Annotated in this window: 19 protein-coding genes; 8 read left to right on the forward strand and 11 right to left on the reverse strand. The window is 49.7% G+C overall.

What is annotated here, in order from left to right:
* Positions 1-1,053, forward strand: a complete 1,053-nt coding sequence (gene pseI / locus AC3CIC_RS10910; RefSeq protein ID WP_488514608.1) for a pseudaminic acid synthase — start codon at positions 1-3, stop codon at positions 1,051-1,053.
* A 64-nt stretch (positions 1,054-1,117) separates the two neighbouring features.
* Here the strand turns inward: pseI and AC3CIC_RS10915 are convergent, their stop codons facing one another.
* From AC3CIC_RS10915 to AC3CIC_RS10950, 8 genes are all read right to left on the reverse strand, one after another.
* A complete protein-coding gene (locus tag AC3CIC_RS10915; protein WP_488514609.1) occupies positions 1,118-2,119 on the reverse strand; it encodes a formate dehydrogenase subunit gamma in 1,002 nt (333 codons plus the stop codon).
* Between the two features lie 48 nt (positions 2,120-2,167).
* Positions 2,168-2,773 (reverse strand): formate dehydrogenase FDH3 subunit beta, encoded by a 606-nt coding sequence (fdh3B, locus tag AC3CIC_RS10920; RefSeq protein WP_016961129.1) that lies wholly within the window; start codon positions 2,771-2,773, stop codon positions 2,168-2,170.
* 15 nt (positions 2,774-2,788) lie between these two features.
* On the reverse strand, positions 2,789-5,644 hold the full coding sequence (locus AC3CIC_RS10925) for a formate dehydrogenase subunit alpha (protein ID WP_488514610.1): 2,856 nt from the start codon (positions 5,642-5,644) through the stop codon (positions 2,789-2,791).
* 25 nt (positions 5,645-5,669) lie between these two features.
* Positions 5,670-5,879 carry a twin-arginine translocation signal domain-containing protein gene (locus AC3CIC_RS10930; protein WP_394210470.1) on the reverse strand — a complete coding sequence of 70 codons (210 nt, stop codon included), beginning with the start codon at positions 5,877-5,879 and terminating at the stop codon, positions 5,670-5,672.
* Positions 5,880-5,928: 49 nt separating this feature from the next.
* A complete protein-coding gene (locus AC3CIC_RS10935; protein WP_488514611.1) occupies positions 5,929-6,540 on the reverse strand; it encodes a TorD/DmsD family molecular chaperone in 612 nt (203 codons plus the stop codon).
* A gap of 9 nt (positions 6,541-6,549) precedes the next feature.
* The gene (locus AC3CIC_RS10940; RefSeq protein WP_488514612.1) at positions 6,550-8,232 is read right to left on the reverse strand and encodes a 4Fe-4S binding protein; all 1,683 of its coding nucleotides are present in this window, start codon (positions 8,230-8,232) and stop codon (positions 6,550-6,552) included.
* 230 nt (positions 8,233-8,462) lie between these two features.
* Complete coding sequence (locus AC3CIC_RS10945; protein ID WP_488514613.1) at positions 8,463-9,155, reverse strand: DUF3306 domain-containing protein; 693 nt, start codon at positions 9,153-9,155, stop codon at positions 8,463-8,465.
* Positions 9,145-9,597 carry a DUF3305 domain-containing protein gene (locus AC3CIC_RS10950; protein ID WP_488514614.1) on the reverse strand — a complete coding sequence of 151 codons (453 nt, stop codon included), beginning with the start codon at positions 9,595-9,597 and terminating at the stop codon, positions 9,145-9,147. The genes AC3CIC_RS10945 and AC3CIC_RS10950 overlap by 11 nt, the downstream gene beginning before the upstream one ends.
* A gap of 192 nt (positions 9,598-9,789) precedes the next feature.
* On the opposite strand from AC3CIC_RS10950, the gene AC3CIC_RS10955 reads away from it, so the two are divergent.
* Both AC3CIC_RS10955 and AC3CIC_RS10960 read left to right on the forward strand, forming a co-directional pair.
* Complete coding sequence (locus tag AC3CIC_RS10955; protein ID WP_488514615.1) at positions 9,790-10,620, forward strand: formate dehydrogenase accessory sulfurtransferase FdhD; 831 nt, start codon at positions 9,790-9,792, stop codon at positions 10,618-10,620.
* Positions 10,613-11,512, forward strand: coding sequence for a substrate-binding domain-containing protein (locus AC3CIC_RS10960; protein WP_394210480.1), 900 nt, complete (start codon positions 10,613-10,615; stop codon positions 11,510-11,512). Before AC3CIC_RS10955 ends, AC3CIC_RS10960 begins: the two co-directional genes overlap by 8 nt.
* A gap of 12 nt (positions 11,513-11,524) precedes the next feature.
* Here AC3CIC_RS10960 and AC3CIC_RS10965 read toward each other — a convergent pair whose 3' ends face one another.
* Positions 11,525-13,561 (reverse strand): sensor histidine kinase, encoded by a 2,037-nt coding sequence (locus AC3CIC_RS10965; RefSeq protein ID WP_488514616.1) that lies wholly within the window; start codon positions 13,559-13,561, stop codon positions 11,525-11,527.
* A 45-nt stretch (positions 13,562-13,606) separates the two neighbouring features.
* The gene (locus tag AC3CIC_RS10970) at positions 13,607-14,992 is read right to left on the reverse strand and encodes a sigma-54-dependent transcriptional regulator (protein WP_488514617.1); all 1,386 of its coding nucleotides are present in this window, start codon (positions 14,990-14,992) and stop codon (positions 13,607-13,609) included.
* A gap of 271 nt (positions 14,993-15,263) precedes the next feature.
* Between AC3CIC_RS10970 and AC3CIC_RS10975 the strand changes: the two genes are divergently transcribed.
* The 5 genes from AC3CIC_RS10975 to AC3CIC_RS10995 are packed head-to-tail and all read left to right on the forward strand — an operon-like array spanning position 15,264 to position 19,819.
* Entirely contained in the window at positions 15,264-16,076 is an 813-nt protein-coding gene (locus AC3CIC_RS10975) for an ABC transporter substrate-binding protein (protein WP_488514618.1), read from the forward strand.
* The gene (locus AC3CIC_RS10980) at positions 16,076-16,774 is read left to right on the forward strand and encodes an ABC transporter permease (RefSeq protein WP_394210488.1); all 699 of its coding nucleotides are present in this window, start codon (positions 16,076-16,078) and stop codon (positions 16,772-16,774) included. The genes AC3CIC_RS10975 and AC3CIC_RS10980 overlap by 1 nt, the downstream gene beginning before the upstream one ends.
* Positions 16,775-16,786: 12 nt before the next feature.
* Positions 16,787-17,488, forward strand: coding sequence for an energy-coupling factor ABC transporter ATP-binding protein (locus AC3CIC_RS10985; RefSeq protein ID WP_488515906.1), 702 nt, complete (start codon positions 16,787-16,789; stop codon positions 17,486-17,488).
* Positions 17,472-18,056: a molybdenum cofactor guanylyltransferase MobA gene (mobA, locus tag AC3CIC_RS10990; RefSeq protein ID WP_488514619.1), complete on the forward strand. Its 585-nt coding sequence runs from the start codon at positions 17,472-17,474 to the stop codon at positions 18,054-18,056. Before AC3CIC_RS10985 ends, mobA begins: the two co-directional genes overlap by 17 nt.
* On the forward strand, positions 18,053-19,819 hold the full coding sequence (locus AC3CIC_RS10995; protein WP_488514620.1) for a bifunctional molybdopterin-guanine dinucleotide biosynthesis adaptor protein MobB/molybdopterin molybdotransferase MoeA: 1,767 nt from the start codon (positions 18,053-18,055) through the stop codon (positions 19,817-19,819). The genes mobA and AC3CIC_RS10995 overlap by 4 nt, the downstream gene beginning before the upstream one ends.
* A gap of 123 nt (positions 19,820-19,942) precedes the next feature.
* Here the strand turns inward: AC3CIC_RS10995 and AC3CIC_RS11000 are convergent, their stop codons facing one another.
* On the reverse strand, positions 19,943-20,521 hold the full coding sequence (locus AC3CIC_RS11000) for a thymidine kinase (RefSeq protein WP_016961113.1): 579 nt from the start codon (positions 20,519-20,521) through the stop codon (positions 19,943-19,945).
* Positions 20,522-20,526 lie beyond the last annotated feature (5 nt).

Below are 20,526 nucleotides of genomic sequence, written 5' to 3' on the forward strand. Positions count from 1 at the left end.
ATGACGCAATGCATCACGATAGATGGTCGAAAAATAGGCCCAGAGCATAAGCCCTATGTCATCGCGGAAATGTCGGCGAATCATAATGGTTCCCTAGAACGTGCTTTTCAGACCATCGAGATGGCAAAACGCGCGGGTGCTGACGCGGTCAAAATGCAAAGCTACACCGCCGATACCATCACCCTGAATTGTGCTTCTGCAGAGTTTCAAATTAAGGGCGGCTTGTGGGATGGCAGAACACTCTATGACCTCTACCAAGAAGCTCACACGCCATTTGATTGGCACAAACCGTTGTTTGATAAAGCGCGCGATGTGGGTATCACGCTCTTCAGTACCCCATTTGATTTTTCTGCCGTTGATTTACTCGAAGATCTCAACGCACCCGCGTATAAAATTGCCTCATTTGAAGCGATTGATTTGCCCCTGATCCGTTACGTTGCTCAAACAGGCAAGCCGATGATCATTTCTACCGGCATGGCTAACAACGACGAAATCGCAGAAGCGGTTGCGATGGCGCGAGACAGTGGCTGCAAAGAGTTGGTTTTGCTCCATTGCATCAGTGCTTATCCGGCGCCTGCATCGCAAAGTCATCTGCGCACCATTTCCGATTTGTCTTCGCGTTTTCACACCATTGGCGGCCTGTCTGATCATACCCTAGGCACTACCGTGTCCATTGCAGCAGTGGCGCTTGGCGCGTCTGTGATTGAAAAGCACGTTACGCTCAGTCGCAACGATCCAGGGCCAGATTCCACCTTTTCGCTCGAGCCTCATGAGCTTGAGGCGCTATGCCGTGACACGGGCATCGCATGGCAGGCACTTGGCCAGGCAGGTTATCAACTCAAAGACGCAGAAAAAGCCAATGTGCAATTTCGTCGGTCTTTGTATATCAGTGACGATATCAAAGCAGGTGACAAATTCACTGCGCAGAACGTTCGCAGCGTCAGACCGGGCTTTGGCTTAGCGCCAAAATATTATGACGATGTGATAGGAAAAACGGCGAGTGCAGACATTGCCTTTGGTACCGCACTTCGATGGGACATGGTCACCAAGTAGCTAAAAACAAAAAGCCAGCGAGAATTCGCTGGCTTTGTCGATAATTCATCATCACTCTGACTGACTAAACTTTTTGTTCATCCGTCGAGGGCTGCTTGCCTTCTTGTGCGGGTTGATTTTGCACTTCTTCCAACCACAGTTTGTGGTGTTGTTTAGCCCATGCTTCATCGACATAGCCTGTCGCCATGCCTTCAAACGCACCTTCTGTACCCGCGGTACCGATATAGATGTGCCCGAACGCGGCAGCCAGTAAGCCCAAAGATGCAATACCGTGGATAACGTTAGCGATTTGCATGTCTGCGCGGGTTTGACCGAAGATCGGAAAATCCATCACTAAACCAGTAATACATACCACCACACCCACGGTTGCTAACAACCAGAACCATATCTTCTCACCGCCGTTACAAAAGCCAGCATCAGGGTGTTTACCGTTAGGTAAAATACCACCGCCTTGCTTAAACCACTCAATGTCGACCTTGTTGATCATGTTGTTCTTAAACCACTTCACTAACATGCAAAGCAGACCAAGGACGAACAAAGGGCCTAAGTAGTTATGCGACAGTTTCGCAGCGTAGATAATACTTCCCCACAAGGCCTCTGGTGCAACCGGTTTAATAAAATGTCTACCGTACAGCAGCACAACACCTGACAGCCCCAAAATGAGGAAGTTGATCGCGGTAAACCAATGCATTGCGCGTTCAAATGGCGACCAGCGGTGCACCTTTTTTCCTGTGCGTTCATTCGTTAGTTTGATGCGACCCGCCCACAAATAGAAAAGCAGTAGGCTTGCCGCAGATGCGCCCATAAAGATAAGCCCCAGCGGGCTAATCCATTGGTTGCGAATCTCACGCCATCGCTGTCCATCAACATTAATTAACTGACCCGCTTCAGCGCCAGTGGCGACAGTGAATCCCGACTCGCCGGATTTCACTTCACGCCAATACTCAGGTCCTGCCAATTGCACCATTTCTCTTTGCGGATCGGCTTTCTCGGCCTGTTCTGCAAAAGATGGCGACACAAACAACGTGGCGACCATCATCAGCATGGCGAGCAATGTTCTAAACATATCTCCTCCTAATGCTGCTAGGACGAACCCAGCAGCTCTCCATGCTCATCAGCTTTTTGTGGCGTCATAGGCAAGATCATTCCCGTTCGTCCAGCCAGCACCTTTCGCGCCACGCTCTACCACGCGCTGACGGAAGACCGCAGAGATTTTCTCCGCATCACCCGCAAGCAGTGCTTTGGTTGAGCACATTTCGGCGCACAATGGCAATTTGCCCTCTGCAATTCTGTTCGCACCGTAAAGCTCACGCTCTTTGGCAGAACCATCAGGCTCAGGACCGCCCGCACAGAAGGTACATTTATCCATCTTGCCACGCTCGCCAAACGCTGCCGTTTTCGGAAACTGAGGTGCACCAAACGGACAAGCAAACAGGCAGTAACCACACCCTATGCAAGTTTCCTTGTTGTGAAGCACAATGCCATCTTCAGTACGATAGAAGCAATCTGCTGGGCAAACGGCCATGCAAGGCGCATCCGCACAGTGCATACAAGCCACGGAGATCGAATTCTCTCCCGCCTCACCGTCGTTTAATGTGACGACTCGGCGGCGTTGGATGCCCCAAGTAACCACTTCTGAGTTCGCGTTACTACACGCAGTGACACAACCGTTGCACTCAATGCAGCGTTTGGTATCACACAAAAATTTCATATCGGCCATAATGTATGCTCCCTACTACGCTGGAATGATCTTACAAAGGGTGACTTTGGTTTCCTGCATCACAGTAACCGGGTCATAACCATAAGTGGTCGCGGTATTAGCAGACTCACCAATCACGTAAGGATCCGCACCTTCTGGATACCTATCAAGCAAGCTTTGTCCTTGGAAGACCCCGCCGAAGTGGAACGGCATAAATGCCAGCCCTGCATACACACGCGGTGTGATCATGGCTTTCACCTTCACACGACCTTTATCTGCGCCTTCGACCCACACATCTTGTCCATCAACAATCCCGATATTGTTCGCATCAACAATGTTGATTTCGACAAACATCTCTTGCTGCAAAACAGCTAGCCAAGGGTTAGAGCGTGTTTCCTCGCCCCCACCTTCATATTCCACCAAACGACCGGAAGTCAGAATGATCGGGTAATCCTTCGCGGCATCAATGTCTTGAATCGACTTGTATAGAGTAGGAAGACGGTAGATATCGGCTTTGTCATCCCAGGTCGCATACTCGGGGAGCAAATCCCGACGTGGCGTATAAAGCGGTTCACGGTGAAGTGGCACACGGTCTGGGAAGGTCCACACAATCGCGCGCGCTTTGGCATTACCGAAAGGAATACAACCGTGATTAATCGCGACGCGTTGGATGCCACCCGATAAGTCAGTCTTCCAGTTTTTGCCTTCAGCAGATGTTTTTTCTTCTGCAGTCAGGTCATCCCACCAGCCAAGTTGCTTGAGCATCTTGTCGGTAAACTCAGGATAGCCATCTTCCAGTTCACAGCCTTTTGAATAGCTGTCCACTGCCAATAAGCTTTGCCCTTCAAATTCCACCCCGAATCGTGCACGGAAATTACCGCCGCCACGCGCGACTTCTTTGGATGTGTCATAAAGAATGTGGGTGCCGGGATGCTTCATTTCTGGCGTTCCCCAACATGGCCAAGGCAGGCCATAGGTTTCACCATTGACAGGGCCACCCTGCGCTTCGAGTGTCGTGGTATTGAAGGTATGCCAGTTTTTCTGGTGCTCTTTAATACGCTCTGGGCTTTGACCGGTATAACCGATCGTCCACATGCCGCGATTGAACTCGCGGGTGATGTCTTCAACCACAGGTTCGTCGTTTTTCACCGCAATATTTTTGAAAAGCTGATCGGAGAAACCGAGTTTGTTCGACAGCAGATACATGATGGTATGGTCAGGTTTGGAATCGAATAACGGCTCGATAACCTTGTCACGCCACTGTAGCGAACGGTTTGACGCCGTGACTGAACCATAAGTTTCAAATTGCGTTGTGGTCGGTAGTAGATACACGCCATTTTTTCGGTTGTTCATGACAGCAGCAACGGTCGGATACGGGTCAACAATGACCATCAAATCCAGTTTTTCCATTGCTTTGCGCATTTCTGGTCCACGGGTTTGCGAGTTCACTGCATGGCCCCAGTAGAACATGGCGCGAATGTTTGATTTCTGCGCGATTTTGTCTTTGTCTTCCAGCACGCCATCAATCCAGCGAGAAACCGGAATACCGTTGCTATTGATAGGTTTTGAACCGTTGTATTCAGCGGGGTCAAAACGGTCTTGAATCCACTTCTGATCAACCTCCCACACTTTCGACCAATGTTTCCACGCACCATCAGACAGGCCGTAGTAACCCGGTAGGGTGTGTGACAATACGCCTAAGTCCGTCGCGCCTTGAACATTGTCGTGACCGCGGAAAATGTTAGCGCCGCCGCCGGATTTACCAATGTTACCCAGCGCCAGTTCTAACACACAGTAGGCGCGAGTGTTGTTGTTACCTGTGGTGTGCTGGGTTCCACCCATACACCAAACCACACAGCCCGGACGGTTTTCAGCCAAAATTTTCGCTGCTTGGTACATGTCATCACGGCCAACGCCCGACACACGCTCCACTTCTTCAGGCGGCCACTTGGCAACTTCTTCACGAATTTCCTCGAGACCAAAAACGCGCTGATGGATGAATTCTTTATCTTCCCAGTTGTTATCGAAAATGTGCCACAGCAAGCCCCAAATAAAGGCAATGTCTGTCCCTGGACGCAATGAAACGAAATGATCACTTTTCGCTGCAGTACGTGTGCGACGAGGATCAGCGACGACGATCTTACAGCCATTTTTCTCTTTGGCGATAAGGATGTGCTGCATCGCAACGGGGTGTGCTTCCGCAGGGTTCGAGCCAACAAAAAGCATCGACTTACAGTTATGCATGTCGTTAAAAGAGTTGGTCATGGCTCCGTAACCCCACGTATTGGCTACGCCCGCTACGGTAGTGGAGTGGCAGATACGTGCTTGGTGGTCAACGTTGTTGGTGCCCCAAAGCGACGCCATTTTACGGAACAGATACGCTTGTTCATTGCTGTGTTTGGCCGAGCCAAGGAAGTAGACCGCGTCGGGGCCCGATTGCTCACGGATTTCTAGCACTTGATCGCCAATTTCATTCAGTGCCGTGTCCCAACTGATTTTTTGCCACTTCCCATCAACCAGCTTCATCGGATATTTCAGGCGACGTGCACCATGACCGTGCTCACGCAGAGCGGCCCCTTTGGCACAATGTCCACCGAGGTTGAACGGGTGATCGAAAGCAGGCTCTTGCCCAGTCCATACCCCGTCTTGTACTTCCGCATACACGCCACAGCCCACTGAGCAATGCGAACAAATGGTGCGCTTTTGCTCTACTGGCTTATTAGGATCGGCGTCTTTTGCCGCCGCTTTTTTCATCATGCCCGGTGCAAACATACCTGCCGCCGCGATGCCTCCAGCTGTTGCCAGTGAGGTATTTCGCATAAAGGTACGGCGCGACACACCCAGCTGTTTTTCGTCCTTGCTGACCGAATCAGAGCGTTTCGTTAGTTTCATTGTCAAACTCCATCTTCACGCTGGGTTATAGGGAATCGTAGTAATCGCGAATATGTTGTGTTTCGCGATAACCCGACGGTTTTTTGTCTTGTGGTGATTTCACCATGGTCTCAGCCTGAGCGCTTCCTGTGGCAACGGTCGCGACTGCGCCCGCTGCGGCTGCAACCCCGAGGCCTGTCAAAAACTGGCGCCGATTCGGGTTCTGCATATCTGTATCTTTCTTGTTTTCAGACATTACTTGCTCCTTGTTCTTTTTATTCCACGTCAGGTTGAGGTCGTGCTTGTCACCATGGACGTTGGGTAAATCGCGTTTTTTCTATGGTTAAAAATCGTTGGGCAAGCTCTGCAACGGCTGCATAAAACACTGCAGGTTCAGCCCGTTTCACGTCCTCACATAACCGTTCACACCATGCTGCAATGTGGCGGTTAAAAAAGGCCGCTTGTTCAATGTCACTTTCTTCTTCCACCAGCATAGCCATCACTTCCAGCAATGCGGCGATATGATCTTCTGGCTCTTTGGTGTCTTCTTGGCGTTCATAACCTAGTCGACGCAGATCTTGACGAAGCAGTGCCAACGGCAACTCCATCAATGATCCCGTCAAATACCAAGAACCAAATGGCACCACTTCGCCACGGCCTACGCCAATAAACATCAGCTGATATTCATCGGCTGCCTGCGTTGTCGTAGTTTTGCTGGCGGTTAATCTGAGTACCGACCAAGCTGCTGCCATGCCGGCTGACTGCTCGTCGCCTTCTGTTTCCAGCGTGGCAAGCCAAGCCAGTGAGGCTTCATCAGGCGCTTGACGAAATACATGCGCCAACAAGCTGTAAATGCTCTGGCGGATCTGGTTTTCTTCGTTTGTTACATCATCAATGGTGATTTCTTGCATTGCCATATCCGCCTCCTATACCTTCAACTGTTTGTCTGGGTTATCCATCATGTCGGAGACAATGTCGCGGACACGGCAGTCTTCGCACATCGACAAACGTTTGATGGCGTCATCTTGGAAATGGCTATGGTTGCTCAGTTTCTCGATCAGCATGTTGACCATAGAAACCGGCGCGAAAGGTTTACCGCAGCTAATGCATTTTGCGGCAGGCTCTTCATGAACAATGTCACGTTGTTGGCGGGTAGCGGCGTCCCAGTTATAACGAGGCACCAAGGTGACCACTGATTCAGGACACGCTTGTTCACACAATCCACACTGCACGCAATCTTGCTCTCTAAACGTCATGCCGGGGCTGCTACCAATGGATTGCAACGCATCGGTAGGACACACCGCCACACATCCCATACACAAAGTGCAATCCGAGGTGGCGACATCAATACGTCCATAAGGCGCACCGTCAGGCACGGGGCTCACGGTAGTTTCCAACATCGCATTTGATGCAAGAAGGTCGAGGGCTAGCGCCAATTTTTCGCGCTTACTGCCTTCCAGTTTTTTGCTTTGGTCAAGCAAGGCATTGCTGTACAGGTTTTGCGTGCTCAGCGATGTGACCGAAGAGAGCGCAATACGATCTGCACTGTGCCCGAGTGAAGAGAGAAACGACGATGCGACGGCGAGCTCTTGTTCAAGTACTTTGCGTGTTTTAACCGGCAGTGACGAAGAAGCCGCAAGCACAACCTGAGATGCGCCATAGACCAGCGCACTGAACCAGCTATCAATACCGACCGATGCGAGTTCTTCCAACCGCACGGGGATAACACGACTAGGAAGCTCCGCTAACTGCTCAGCCAACTCCGTTTCAGAGGCTTCGGCGTAGAACATAACAATAGGGGATTCTCCCCCTTGCTCGCGATAATGCGTCAGCAACTGGAATACAAAATGTTGCGTATTATCGGGGTCTGGTAGCGCGTAGCTAATGGCTTCTGTAGGGCAAGCTGTGGCGCAAGAGCCCATGCCCTGACAAAGATAGGGATTGATTGTGATGGCGCTGTCTACCGAGCTCAGCGCATCGGCTGGGCAAGCATCAATACAGCGGGTGCAGCCTTCAATGCCTCGCGCCGAGTGGGCGCAGCTATTGGTATCTAGGCGGAAAAATTTGGGCTTATCGAATGTGCCCGTCATATCAGATAGCGCCTCAAGCGCATCGTCTGATGTCACAAGCATTCGGCCAACCGCGTAATAACCTAAGGGCGGTAATTCAGCGAAATGAAAGCCCCTTTCCGACAGATCAATAATCAAATCAAAGTGTTCATGGCCTTGGGTGATTTGCGCCAAGTTTTGCTTAACCAAGGTATGCGTGATGAACACATCAAACGCCCCAAGAAAGCCATCCACTTGCACCTCGCGCGCGTAGAAAAATGCCATCCCTTCAGGAAGAGGGATCGCGTTTGAGGATTCGTCAGTACACACCAAAACAGCTTGATCACGAAGCGATGTAGGGATCTGGGCAGCAAACAACGCTACCGCTTCACCACCGCCAACAACCAAGGCCAAACCTCGGCTTTCAAAGGTCACGGTTGACGGTATCAAATTACCCAGCGTTACAGTCGCTCGCAGCGCATGCTGTCTTGCTTTTCCGTTCACGTCGGTGGTCTGCTCAACCAATTGATTGAGTGTTGTTATTTTAGTTATTGTCGACATTGTCTTCTTAGCCATCGTCTTTTAAGCCATGGTGACCGGCCATCCCGGCGGGTTACCTCGTGGGCTGATTCCCTACATCGGCGGTTATCAATGCCATTGATTTACTCAAGGCCATCGCCAATGTGGTAAGGCGCTGTCAGACAAGGGTTTCACGCGTCCTTTGCCTGTGACCCTATTGATACAGCAAGTAGTGAACCAGTTTTGAAGGAAATAAAATGACGAATACGGAGTCAGGATCCGTCTGAATTATTATCCACACTTTCATTTGGGACAATTTGTCTCACCTCGTAAGACAAATTGTCCCTTTCTTCATCATGGGTACTTTTTGTCTCTCTTTTTGCAGCCGTACTTTCGACATCCTGTTCAACCGTTTGATCTAGAACGGACTCATCGTCAGTAAGATCTGGTATTTGACTCCCTTCTTGGACATCTTCGATTTTCTCTTTTGTCCATTGGCGCAGGCTAGCCGCGACTTCAGCAGAAAGAGAGGCCTTATTTGAATAATCAAGGTCGTAATCATTCATGCCATCCAACACGTTGTAGGCATCGGTATGAAACAGCTTCCTCAACGCGGCTTTTTTGATTTCTGCAGAGACCCCTTTGGCAAGAAATGACGCCGCTGAATCCCCTTGTTTCAAACGCGCCACGTCTTCCATATCAGGCGTTGGCGGGACATCTACTTCCTGTACAGTGTCCAGCGCCATTTGCACATCGGTCGCTTCTTCTCCTTGCTGGCCGTCGATCAGTTCGGTGTCTGAAATGAGGCTTTCAGCTTGATGGGGTAAATCAAAACGTCGGTTTTCAGACTCAGCAATGGCTTGGTATTCATCCGACGCTAGCGCCGTTTCTTGTTCCCGCAATTCTTCGTCAGCGATCGCCTGCTTTCGCTTTGACCAGCGGTTTAAAAAAGAATCAGTTGCCACTCGCCCTCCCTGCGCCTTTGCGCTTCTTCTTACGCACATCCAGCAACTCTCCATGACGCCCTATAAAGGCTTCCATCCACGCTTGAATAGGCAGTGGCATTGTCTCTGACAACACCAAATAATCACCGTCCATAAAGCTAGCGGCACTGGTTTGTGAGGCGGTCACTTTCAAGGGTTTGAGGGATTCGTCTTCGTTCACTTCAAAGATAAAAAACACATGCGGATCGCGAGAACTGAGGTTAAATCGGTAGTCTGTTCGCTCGTCTTTAAATAGCTCGAGCGGTAAAGAAATCATGTCGTCTTTGCGTTCACTTTCTTCCCGAGGAAGATGGAGATTGACCACAGACCAACGCTTTGTTTTCCAACGACCTATATCAACATCTGTTGATTCAAGGTCAAACTGCGTCAACCAGTATTGTGGGTCTTTTATTGTTTCAGTCACACATCACTCCTTGTTGTTCCTGCGGTGATATCTTCCCCGCACAGCGCATTTCAGCGACGTTTCTCTTAGCCATGGTTGGCGAAAAAATGCGGTTTTATTCACCCAACAAAGCAAAACACATACCAGTCGTGAAGGGTTGGAACAGGATTTGCTACCTACCCTCCAGCATTCAGGCAAAAGGAAAGCGGTTCGATGTCTCAGCCCAAAATTATTACCACGCAAACAGATATTCCTCAGACAATCGACGTGACCGTCCATGATGAGTACGGCGAAACCATGACCAAGCAGATCGCTTGTGAGCGGGCACTCACTGTTTATCTCAATTGGCGAGAGATAGTGACCTTGATGACGCTGGGGGCGCGACCGGACATGCTGGTGTTGGGGTATTTAAAAAATCAGGGATTGATTGAAGACGCTGACGCGCTCGATTCCGTCATCATTGATTGGCAAACCCAATCAGCCGCGGTCGTCACACGTGAGCAAAAGGCGGATATCGAAGAAACCTTGTCGAAGAAAACGGTCACCTCTGGCTGCGGTCAAGGCACCATGTTTGGCAACGTAATGAAGAAGCTAGAGAACCTGCAACTGCCTCGTCCGCACATTGAACAATCCATGCTCTATGGGTTGCTAGAAGCGTTGACCCATCACAACGACACCTACAAAGCCGCTGGCGCCGTACATGGTTGTGCCGTGTGCAAAGGCACTGAGATTCTCTCTTTTGTTGAGGATATCGGTCGCCATAACGCCGTTGATACCCTCACCGGTGAAATGTGGCTGAATGGGGAAATCGGCGACGATAAAGTGTTTTACACCACAGGCCGACTCACCTCCGAAATGGTCATCAAAGTCGCGCAGATGGGCATCCCCGTATTGCTGTCTCGCTCTGGCGTCACGCAAATGGGTCTCGACCTTGCTAAGCAACTCGGCATTACCATGATCGCGCGGGCAAAAGGTCATCGCTTTCAGGTCTTTAACGGCGCAGAAAACATTGAGTTTGATGTAAAAGGCGGCCGCGATGAGTGAATTTCCGCAATTTATGAATGCCCGTCAGGTTGCGGAATACCTCGATCTGAACGAAAAGAAAGTCTACAGCCTCGCCAATGAAGGGGTATTGCCCGCCACCAAAGTCACAGGCAAATGGCTGTTTCCTAAGAACCTGCTCGATCGATGGTTGATTGAATCAAGCCACAATGGTGTGTTCAACGATCGCCTACTCATTGCAGGCTCTGATGACCCTTTACTTCAGCACATTGTAAGCAAGATGGCGGCAGCGCTCGGCAGCACGGCATTGGTGGGATACACCGCAACAGGAACCAAACAAGGCCTAGCGATGCTCGAAAAAGGACACGTTGATATTTGCGCTATTCATTGGGGAAATGCCGAAGAGGCCAAACTGCGTCACCCTGCTCTGATCCAGCAATATTCAGGTCACCGAAATTGGGTGTTACTCCATGCTTTTGAGCGACAACAAGGCCTCATCGCCCGCCCTGAACTTGCTGACAAACTGCAAGACCCACATCATTTCATTGATAAACGTTGGCGTTGGGCGGGTCGGCAAGATGGCGCAGGCAGTGCACGCGCGCTAGATGAATGGCTATTTAAAAACGGGACGACCCGCGGTCAGCTCAATACCGTTGAGGAATGTTTAAGCGAGCGGGAACTCAGTTCAGCCATTGCGCGGGGCGCGGCTGATATTGGCTTTGGAAGCCAAAGCGGTGCAGGCGAATTTGGTCTGGCTTTTCACCCTATTGCCAATGAAGCATTTGAACTGGTGATCCCCAAAAACATCTATTTTCGCGCACTGGTGCAGCAGTTGGTTCACCATTTGGATGAGGACTCCATTCTCAAACAGAGCGAACAGTTTGGTGGCTATCATTTTGGTAATACGGGAAAACAAATGTGGGCATCAGAGTAAACTGCCAGTGTTTTACTCCACCATGTTCAGCGATGTAATTTCGTCATCCGGTTGAATTTTCTCACGAAGATAAAGCGTAAAAACACTGCCTTTTCCCAACTCGGATTCCACTTTTATTTCACCGCCCAACCCACTCACAATCCCTTGTGTTACAGCAAGTCCTAACCCTGTACCGGAGTGACGAGTAGTGAAAAATGGATCGAAAATTTTAGTGAGGTTTTCATTGGCAATGCCGCAACCAAAATCTTGCACGGAAATTTTGGCGCCTATAGTCATACCACTGCCATCCATCCAATCCTCTGACCGCACGATCAACTTACCTTTGTCGTTCATGGCATGAATGCCATTCATCTGCAGGTTAACCAATACTTGCAGCAGTTGGTGGCGATTTATCTCCGCGCAGCATTTGGCGTTTAGCTCAGTGAGCACTTCGACATCCTGTCTTTTGGTTCCTGAGCGAACCAAGGTGACACTCTCTTCAATCACAGGGTTCACGTGTTGCCACGTCACCGTGTCTTGCACCCCGCCTTGGCGGCTGTATTGCAGCAAGCTTCGGGTGATATTGCGAATACGGTCTATTTGCGCCAGTACGGTACTCATTTCCTCGGCCACCAAGTCGGCATGTTGCCCCAACTCGTATTCCATTAGCTCAATGTTACCCAAAATAACGGCGGTGGGATTATTGATTTCATGCGCAATGCCTGCGGTGAGTTCACCCAGCGCTGCTAGCTTTTCACTCAACAGCAGTTTGTTTCGGGTTTGTTCAAGCAAGCTAATATTTTGTTTTAGCTCTTCCGTTTTTTCATGCAAGCTTGCCGTGCGTTCTTTGACCTTGTCTTCCAATTCCAGTGCGTTTTGACGGATTTCCTCATGCTGTTTTTTGAGCTGATCCAACATGCTGTCAAACTGACGAGCCAGAATAGCCAGTTCGTGTTGCGGATCTAAACCCAGCTTGCCTATTCGCGTATCCTGATCAAAGCGAATTAGGTGCACAACACGGTGAATGCGTTCAATAGGACGAAATAAATCTTTGGCACCGCGATAAACCAACAATCCTGAGATCAGTAATGTCAGAAGCACCCCTATCCCCAACTCAATCAAATTGGTGAGATAACGGCTGATCAACGGCCACTCGAGGTAACCGGTATAAAGCATCCCAATGACCTTGTTATTAAAATCTCTAATCGGTTTATAGGCAGAGATATACCAGGCGTCATAAACATAAGCACGATTTACCCACTCATCCCCGTCGATAAGCACGGTATCGCGCACTTCATCAGAAACACGTGTGCCAATCGCTCGCCCAAATTTGTTTTCACTGTCTAGCGGAACATTGGTACTGACGCGGACATCATCCATAAACAGCGTCACTGTTCCCACGCTGGCTTCTGGGAGTTTGCCTAGCGGAAAGACAAGATCGCGAATTTTATCAACCAAATCTGTACTGTTATTAAGTAAGATCCCACCATCAATGATCCATTCTAGCTCGCCATTTTCATTGTACAGAGGGAGCAAACTTCGGCTTATTAGGCCGCGATATTCTTTGGTATTCTCTTGCAACAGCGGAATCTCAGCTTTGGCAGACAAACCTGCGGATATAGACGCCAATTCAATCGCTGACATGACCTGAAAAAATGTCCGCTCTTGGCCGTTCTGCAAAGGTTGCCGTAAGCTCAGTGGTAATCGTTCTATGTCGCCAGCAGAATAGACAGCAAGAAAATCAACGCCATATTTGTCGGCGCGAGACTGCGCCCAACCGGAAATTTGCCCAGGGTCTTCGATGATTTGAGTTTGAAAATCGTGGGAGTCTGCAATTGCATGAAGTTGGTTTCGCTGCTCGCGTTGCAGCACTTCCATGCTATTGCTCGCAACAGCAAGGTCTGCGTTTACACCCGACAAAGCATTCTTCCACGAATACGCCACCGTCCAGTAAAGCGTCAACGCAATCAACGCGAGCAAGGTAATGATAATAGGCACAGAAGTCAGCACCAGCAGACGATAACGCACCATGGTACGAAAACGCTGTCGCCACTTCTTAAATAACGCCATTACCCGCACTCCCTTTTAAACCTTGATGCCGTCTCTTTGATGGCTTTACTCTTCAAGCCAGTCTTTGAATTTTCGCTCTAACGTTTTTCTCGCCACACCGAGCTGTCTTGCCGCCGCAGACTTGTTGCCCTCATGGACGTCAACCACCTTCTCAATGTGAGCTCTTTCAACGTCTTTAAGCGGCCAGCAAAGTGGATAGCCAGTTTCTGAACCTTCGGATATCAAGCAAACATCATGCTCCACACTATCGCTGGCGGGGACAGAGTTTCCCTGCCAATGGCGAAGGTCAGGTTTGCCTAGTAAAATCGCACGTTCAACGGTATTTTTCAGCTCTCGAATATTTCCTGGCCAGTCGTAATGTTTCATCGCGACAAACTCTTCTTCCGACCACACCACAGGCTTTAGCCCAAGATCCCGTGCGAGCACATCCGAAAAATGATTAAGCAATAAGCCGATGTCTTCGACACGCTCACGCAGTGGGGGAAGTTCTACCGACAATACATTGAGTCGATAAAAAAGATCTTTGCGAAAACGCCCTGCTTCCACTTCATCATGCAAGTTTCGGTTAGTCGCTGCGACGATACGAACATCGACACTGACTTCACGCTCAGCGCCCACCGGACGGATGGTTTTTTGCTCCAAAGTCCGGAGCAACGAAGCCTGCATCGAAAGCGGCATCTCGCCAATCTCATCCAAAAACAACGTGCCTTTATCAGCGACTCGAAACAGGCCGTCTTTGTTTTTTCGTGCACCAGTAAACGCGCCCGAAACGTGGCCAAACAATTCGCTTTCGAGCAATTCAGGGGCAATGGCACCGCAGTTGAGGGGAACAAAAGGACCACTACGATGGCTCAAAGCATGAAGGGCGCGTGCAACCAGTTCCTTACCTGTTCCCGACTCGCCTTCGATCAACACGGCGGCGGGAGAAGGGGCAAGACGAGAAATGACTTCTCGCATCGCTAGCGTTTTGGGGGCTTCACCGATGATATCGACAGGGAAAGAACGAGCAACATCACGTTGAAGCGCCACATTTTGTCTTTCTATCATGCGTTTATCGAGACAACGCTGCACTGATTGCAGCATTTGTTCGAGATTAAAGGGCTTGAGAATAAAGTCAGATGCGCCCGCCCGCAGCGCTTTGATCGCCGTTTCCAGCTCTGCATAGCCTGTCATGAAAATGATGTCGCTGCGCCGCTCGTCGTCGTTAAACGCCTCATGCCAATCAATACCCGACCGTCCTGGCAAGTTGATATCTACAATCAGCAAATCGAAGTGATTTCGCTTTCGAAGGGCTTCCGCTTCTTCTAAAGAAGACGCGGTTTCAACCTGGGTCAGCTTCTTCGATAACGCTTTATTCAAGATAGCGCGCATACCCGGCTCGTCATCGACCACCAAGGCGGAGAAACCAAATTGCTGCAGTGCATCCTTCATCGGGTGAAAGTCCATATTCTCTCAGTGGCTTACATCATACATGCGACATTTTGACTCAGTCCAATACAACCGCTATGTAGGCATGCATGCAAATCTGGTCACTCGCTTAAGAGGCATAAAATATTATTGTTTATTTTTAGTGGGTTATGACAATTTACATCTGAAATATAAATTTGGCATTTTTGTTGCTTTGTCCACATTTAACCTCATCGGTTTAATGAGGCTATCGCAGTAGCGATATTAAAAAATCATCCATTGTCAGGAAGACATAATGAGCTTAATAAAAAAAACAAACGCGTTTGTACTACTTTCAGTCCTTGTTTCATTCTCTGCCACGGTGAGTGCAGCAGAGATCGTTCGGTTGGCGACGACAACGAGTACCTACCATTCAGGCTTACTGGATTTTCTCCTGCCAGAATTCAAAAAAGACACGGGATATGACGTACAGGTGCTGGCTGCAGGTACAGGTAAAGCACTAAAAATGGGCGAAAATGGTGATGTTGACCTTGTGATGACCCATGCGCCAAAAGCGGAAGCAAGCTTTGTTGACCAAGGTTTTGGGGTGCTCCCTCGTGGCCTAATGTACAACGACTTCGTTCTTGTTGGGCCAAAAAACGATCCTGCAAAAATCAAAGCCAGCAAAGATGTGACAGCCGCACTGGTAAAAGTGGCGAGTGCCGACGCGCACTTTATTTCTCGCGGTGATGATTCAGGCACACACAAGAAAGAGTTGCTCCTTTGGAAGGCCGCTGGTGTTCATCCTGATTTTTCCGCATACAAAGCGGTAGGACAAGGCATGGGGCCTACGCTCACTATGGCCAATGAACTTCAAGGCTATGCCCTCACCGACCGAGGCACATGGCTGGCTTATCAAAGCAAAATGGACCTAGATGTACATGTCCAAGGCGATGCGCGTCTGTTCAACCCGTATCAAGTGATTTTGATTAACCCAAGCCGTTATCCGGATCTGAACTACCAAGGCGCAAAAGTCCTGAGCGATTGGTTGGTGAATCCCAAAGCGCAGGCAATGATCGATACCTTCAAGGTTAACGGTCAGCAACTGTTTGTGGCAGACGCAAGCTAATGGACATGCTGGAAACTACCCGACAAGCGGTTGCTTTGCTGTTTAGCGGTGATACCACGCTATGGGGTATTGTTGGGGTGTCGTTTTCGGTGTCATTGGTTGCTATTGGGCTGGTGATCCTGCCTGCTCTTTTACTCAGTTTCGCGCTCGCCTATTGGGAAATTCCCGGCAAATGGATTGTGCTGTCACTGGTTAACACGCTCCAATCTGTCCCTACCGTTGTTATTGGGCTTTTGCTTTACATGCTTCTATCACGTGCAGGCCCTATGGGCGATTGGAAGATGTTATTCACCCAAAGAGCCATGATATTGGGGCAAATTCTGATCAGCTTACCCATACTGGTCTCGATGATGCATGCTGCATTTCAAAACAGTGATCGCCGTGCATGGGAAACAGCCTACACTTTGGGCGCATCCATTCCACGCGCCATGGCGACGCTAATGTGGGAAATTCGTTTCCCGCTTCTGGCTGCGGTTATCACGGCATTTAGCCGAATAATTACGGAAGTTGGCTGCTCCATGATGGTTGGCGGCAACATACTGAACTATACCCGCAACATCCCTACCGCGATTGCACTTGAAACATCAAAGGGCGCTTTTGCACAAGGCGTTGCACTCGGCATGGTGTTGCTAGTGCTGGCATTGACGATGAATTTTTTCATTAGTTTTGCTCGTGGCAATGGCTATTTACGGACATAAGCAGGGGCAATGATGAGTCAGATAATACTGGAAGCAATTGACCTTTCTGTGAAATACAAACACAGGTTACTGTTTCACATCCCTTCGCTAAAAGTCTGCCCGGGTGACGCTATCTATTTGTCGGGGCAAAACGGCATCGGTAAAACCAGCTTACTGAAAGTCATGGCCGGCATTCAAAAACCCACCAAGGGCTCTTTGAATCTTCAACGTCCATCTTGGTTGCAACGTCTAGCGGGGTTTACAGGACAAAGCGGGGTAATTTACATGCACCAAACCCCTTACCTGTTTGACGGTACGGTCTCCGAAAATGTCGCTTATGGCCTGAAAGGCAAGCATTTCTGTCAAAGAACCCAACGCCAGCTTACAATGCAGGCCCTGCGTAAAATCGGGTTAGAAACCCTGAGTCACGAGCATATTTCAGTGCTCTCTGGCGGCGAAAAGCAAAAGGTTGCCATGGCACGTGCTTGGGCACTCAACCCGTCAATTCTTCTGATGGATGAATCTTGCGCTAACCTTGATGCCGACGCCATCGACGCACAAAAACAGATGATTGATGATTTGCTCGACCGCGGGGCAAGCTTGGTGATAACCAGCCACCATCCCAACAAATTAACAGAATGCTGTAACCAGCAATGGCTGATTGAAAACCAACGCCTGATCCATAAACCCAAACTGAATATTATCGACAAGGATAACCATGCCTTCGCATTCTAAAACTACCTGGGTCATTCTCGCCGGAGGACAAGCCCGACGCATGGGTGGCCAAGACAAAGGACTCGTCACTCTAAATCAGAAACCCTTGATTGATTACGTCCATCAACGGTTGACGGAGCAAGGAGCCAACATCGCGATAAACGCCAACCGCAATAAAGAAACCTATCAACAATACGGTCCCGTTTTTGGCGACGTACTTGAGGGTTTTCCTGGCCCACTTGGCGGTATGCACGCCGCAATGTCGCACCTCGACAGCGAGTGGATAGGGTTTGTACCTTGTGATTGTCCGAACCTGCCACACAATTTGATCGAGAAGTTAGTTAACGCTATTGAAGCCGATACTGAGATTGTGGTCGCACATGATGGTGAATCCGTTCAGCCCGTGGTCACCATGATGAAGCGCGATGTTTTCGAACGCCTCGATCGCTTCCTTGCTAATGGCGACCGGAAAATTGTGATGCTTTACGACCTGTGTACCACCCGTTACGTGGATTTCAGCGACGAACACGATGCATTCATTAACCTCAATACCCCTGATGAATTGGAGAAGTTCGGAGCCCTTTCATGAACCTGTCCAATTGCTCACTACCTCTATTAGGGTTTGCAGCATTCAGTGGTACGGGCAAGACAACATTGTTAGAAGTGCTGATCCCAAAGCTCGTTGGAGCGGGCGTACGTATCGCCATGGTGAAACACGCACACCATGAGTTTGATGTCGATAAGCCCGGTAAAGATAGTTACCGTCTTCGCAAAGCGGGCGCATCACAAATGCTCATCAGCTCTCGTAATCGCCATGCCTTGATGACAGAAACCCCCGAAGAAGAAACCAGCCTCAACCAATTACTTGGCCGTCTTGATCAAACCCGTGCCGACCTCGTTTTGGTGGAAGGCTTTAAGCGCGAAGCATTTCCGAAAATCGAGTTAAACCGTCACGCCCTAGAAAAACCTTGGCTTCACCATGAAGACAAAAACATCATCGCGATTGCGTGTGACAGTGCGCCAGAGACGCCGCTTCCTGTGTTGGATATCAATGATGTTTCTGCGATAACGGCGTTTATTCTTCGCTGGATGGAAGGACACAAAGCGCAAACTGCCACGTGTGATTCCCTTTCCCCGACCATGCTCTCGGTCGACGCAGGACGCGAAAAAATACTCAACGCGATTTCTGAGCCGAGTATCGCGCAATCCCTTAACCTTGAATCGTTGCATCACTGCGTACTTGCAGAGCCCATTATTGCACCTGTCAATGTTCCGTCATCCACCAACTCAGCGATGGATGGATATGCGATCCGAAGTGACGACACAAGCAGAGACAGTTACCAACTGATTGCTGAGGTGTTTGCCGGACACGGCTATGACAAATCAATCAAAGCGGGGGAATGCGTGCGGATTATGACAGGCGCCCCCGTACCCGAACTCGCAGATACCGTGGTCATGCGCGAGCAAGCGCAAGATGTGAATGGCACCATCACCTTCGATACCCGCAAAGGGGCAATCAGACCGGGTCAAAATGTGCGTCAAGCCGGAGAAGACCTGCGCAAGGGCTCCGTGGTATTTGATAAAGGCACGCGCATCGGCGCGGCTGAACTTGGCATGTTGGCATCGCTCGGGTTAGCCAAAGCCGAATGTTATCGCCCTCTGTGCGTGGCTATTTTCTCTACTGGCGATGAAGTCCAAGCGCCCGGCTCTGCACCCAATGCTCACTGCATTTATGATGCAAATCGCTATACGTTGCGTGCGATGCTAACCCAGTTAGGCTGTGAATTGCTGGACTTGGGAATTGTTGAAGACAGCGAAGAAGCGCTGACATCCACACTAACGAATGCGATCAAAAACGCTGACTTGGTGATTTCATCAGGCGGCGTATCCGTGGGCGATGCGGATTACATCAAAACCGTATTAAGCCAAATGGGCGACATCAATTTTTGGCGAGTGAATATGCGCCCGGGCCGACCTCTCGCTTTCGGCAAATTGCGTGATGTGCCGTTCTTCGGCCTCCCCGGCAATCCGGTGGCTGTCATGGTCACCTTCTTGCAGTTTGTCGAACCCGCCATCCGCAAAATGCAGGGCGATCAATTCTGGCAACCTGAACGCTTGACCGCCATCTGCCAAGAGCGCATTCGCTCTCGTTTAGGTCGAAGCGAATATACCCGTGGGATTTACAGCTTTGGCGCCAATGGGCAAATGGAAGTGCGTTCAACCGGCTCACAAGGCTCGGGTATTCTACGCTCAATGAGCGAGGCGAACTGCTTGATTGAAGTGTCACCCGAAGTTGAATGTGCTGAAGTCGGAGACAGAGTCACGGTGATTCCCCTCGCTTCTCGGCTGTAAACCAGCACACGCTCTGTAGCGGAGTATTTCACCGAATAATCGTGGATAAGTCAGAAGGAAAAACAAAAAAGCGGCCTGTTCATCAGCCGCTTTTTTTATGTTTCATATTTTTCTAAGAATACGCTATTTTCCAAGCGCTTCTTTGTAGTGCACTCGACATACCGACTCGTATCTGTCGTTGCCGCCAATCACAACCTGATCGCCATCTGCAATTGCATTGCCGTCGGCATCAGTGCGGATCACCATGTTAGCCTTACGTCCGCAATGGCAAATAGTTTTCAACTCAACCAATTTGTCTGCCCACGCCAATAGGTATTGTGCACCAGCAAACAACTCACCGCGAAAATCGGTACGAAGACCATAGCAAAGCGCCGGGATATTCAACTTATCAACCACTTCGGTGATTTGATAAACCTGCTCTTTGGTCAAGAACTGGCATTCATCAACCAATAAACAGTCCACTTTGTTGTTAACGTTAATATCGCTAACAGCGGCAAAGATATCATCATTTGGGGAATACAATTGTGCTTCCGCTTGAAGCCCAATACGAGAACTCACTTTGCCCACACCGTAACGATCATCAATTGCTGCCGTAAAGATCAGTGGGTTCATTCCACGTTCTTGGTAGTTAAACGACGATTGCAAGAGCGTTGTCGACTTACCTGCATTCATTGCAGAGTAATAGAAATACAACTGGGCCATTGGAT

It is taken from the genome of Enterovibrio sp. QJM3NY_24, from assembly GCF_057786035.1.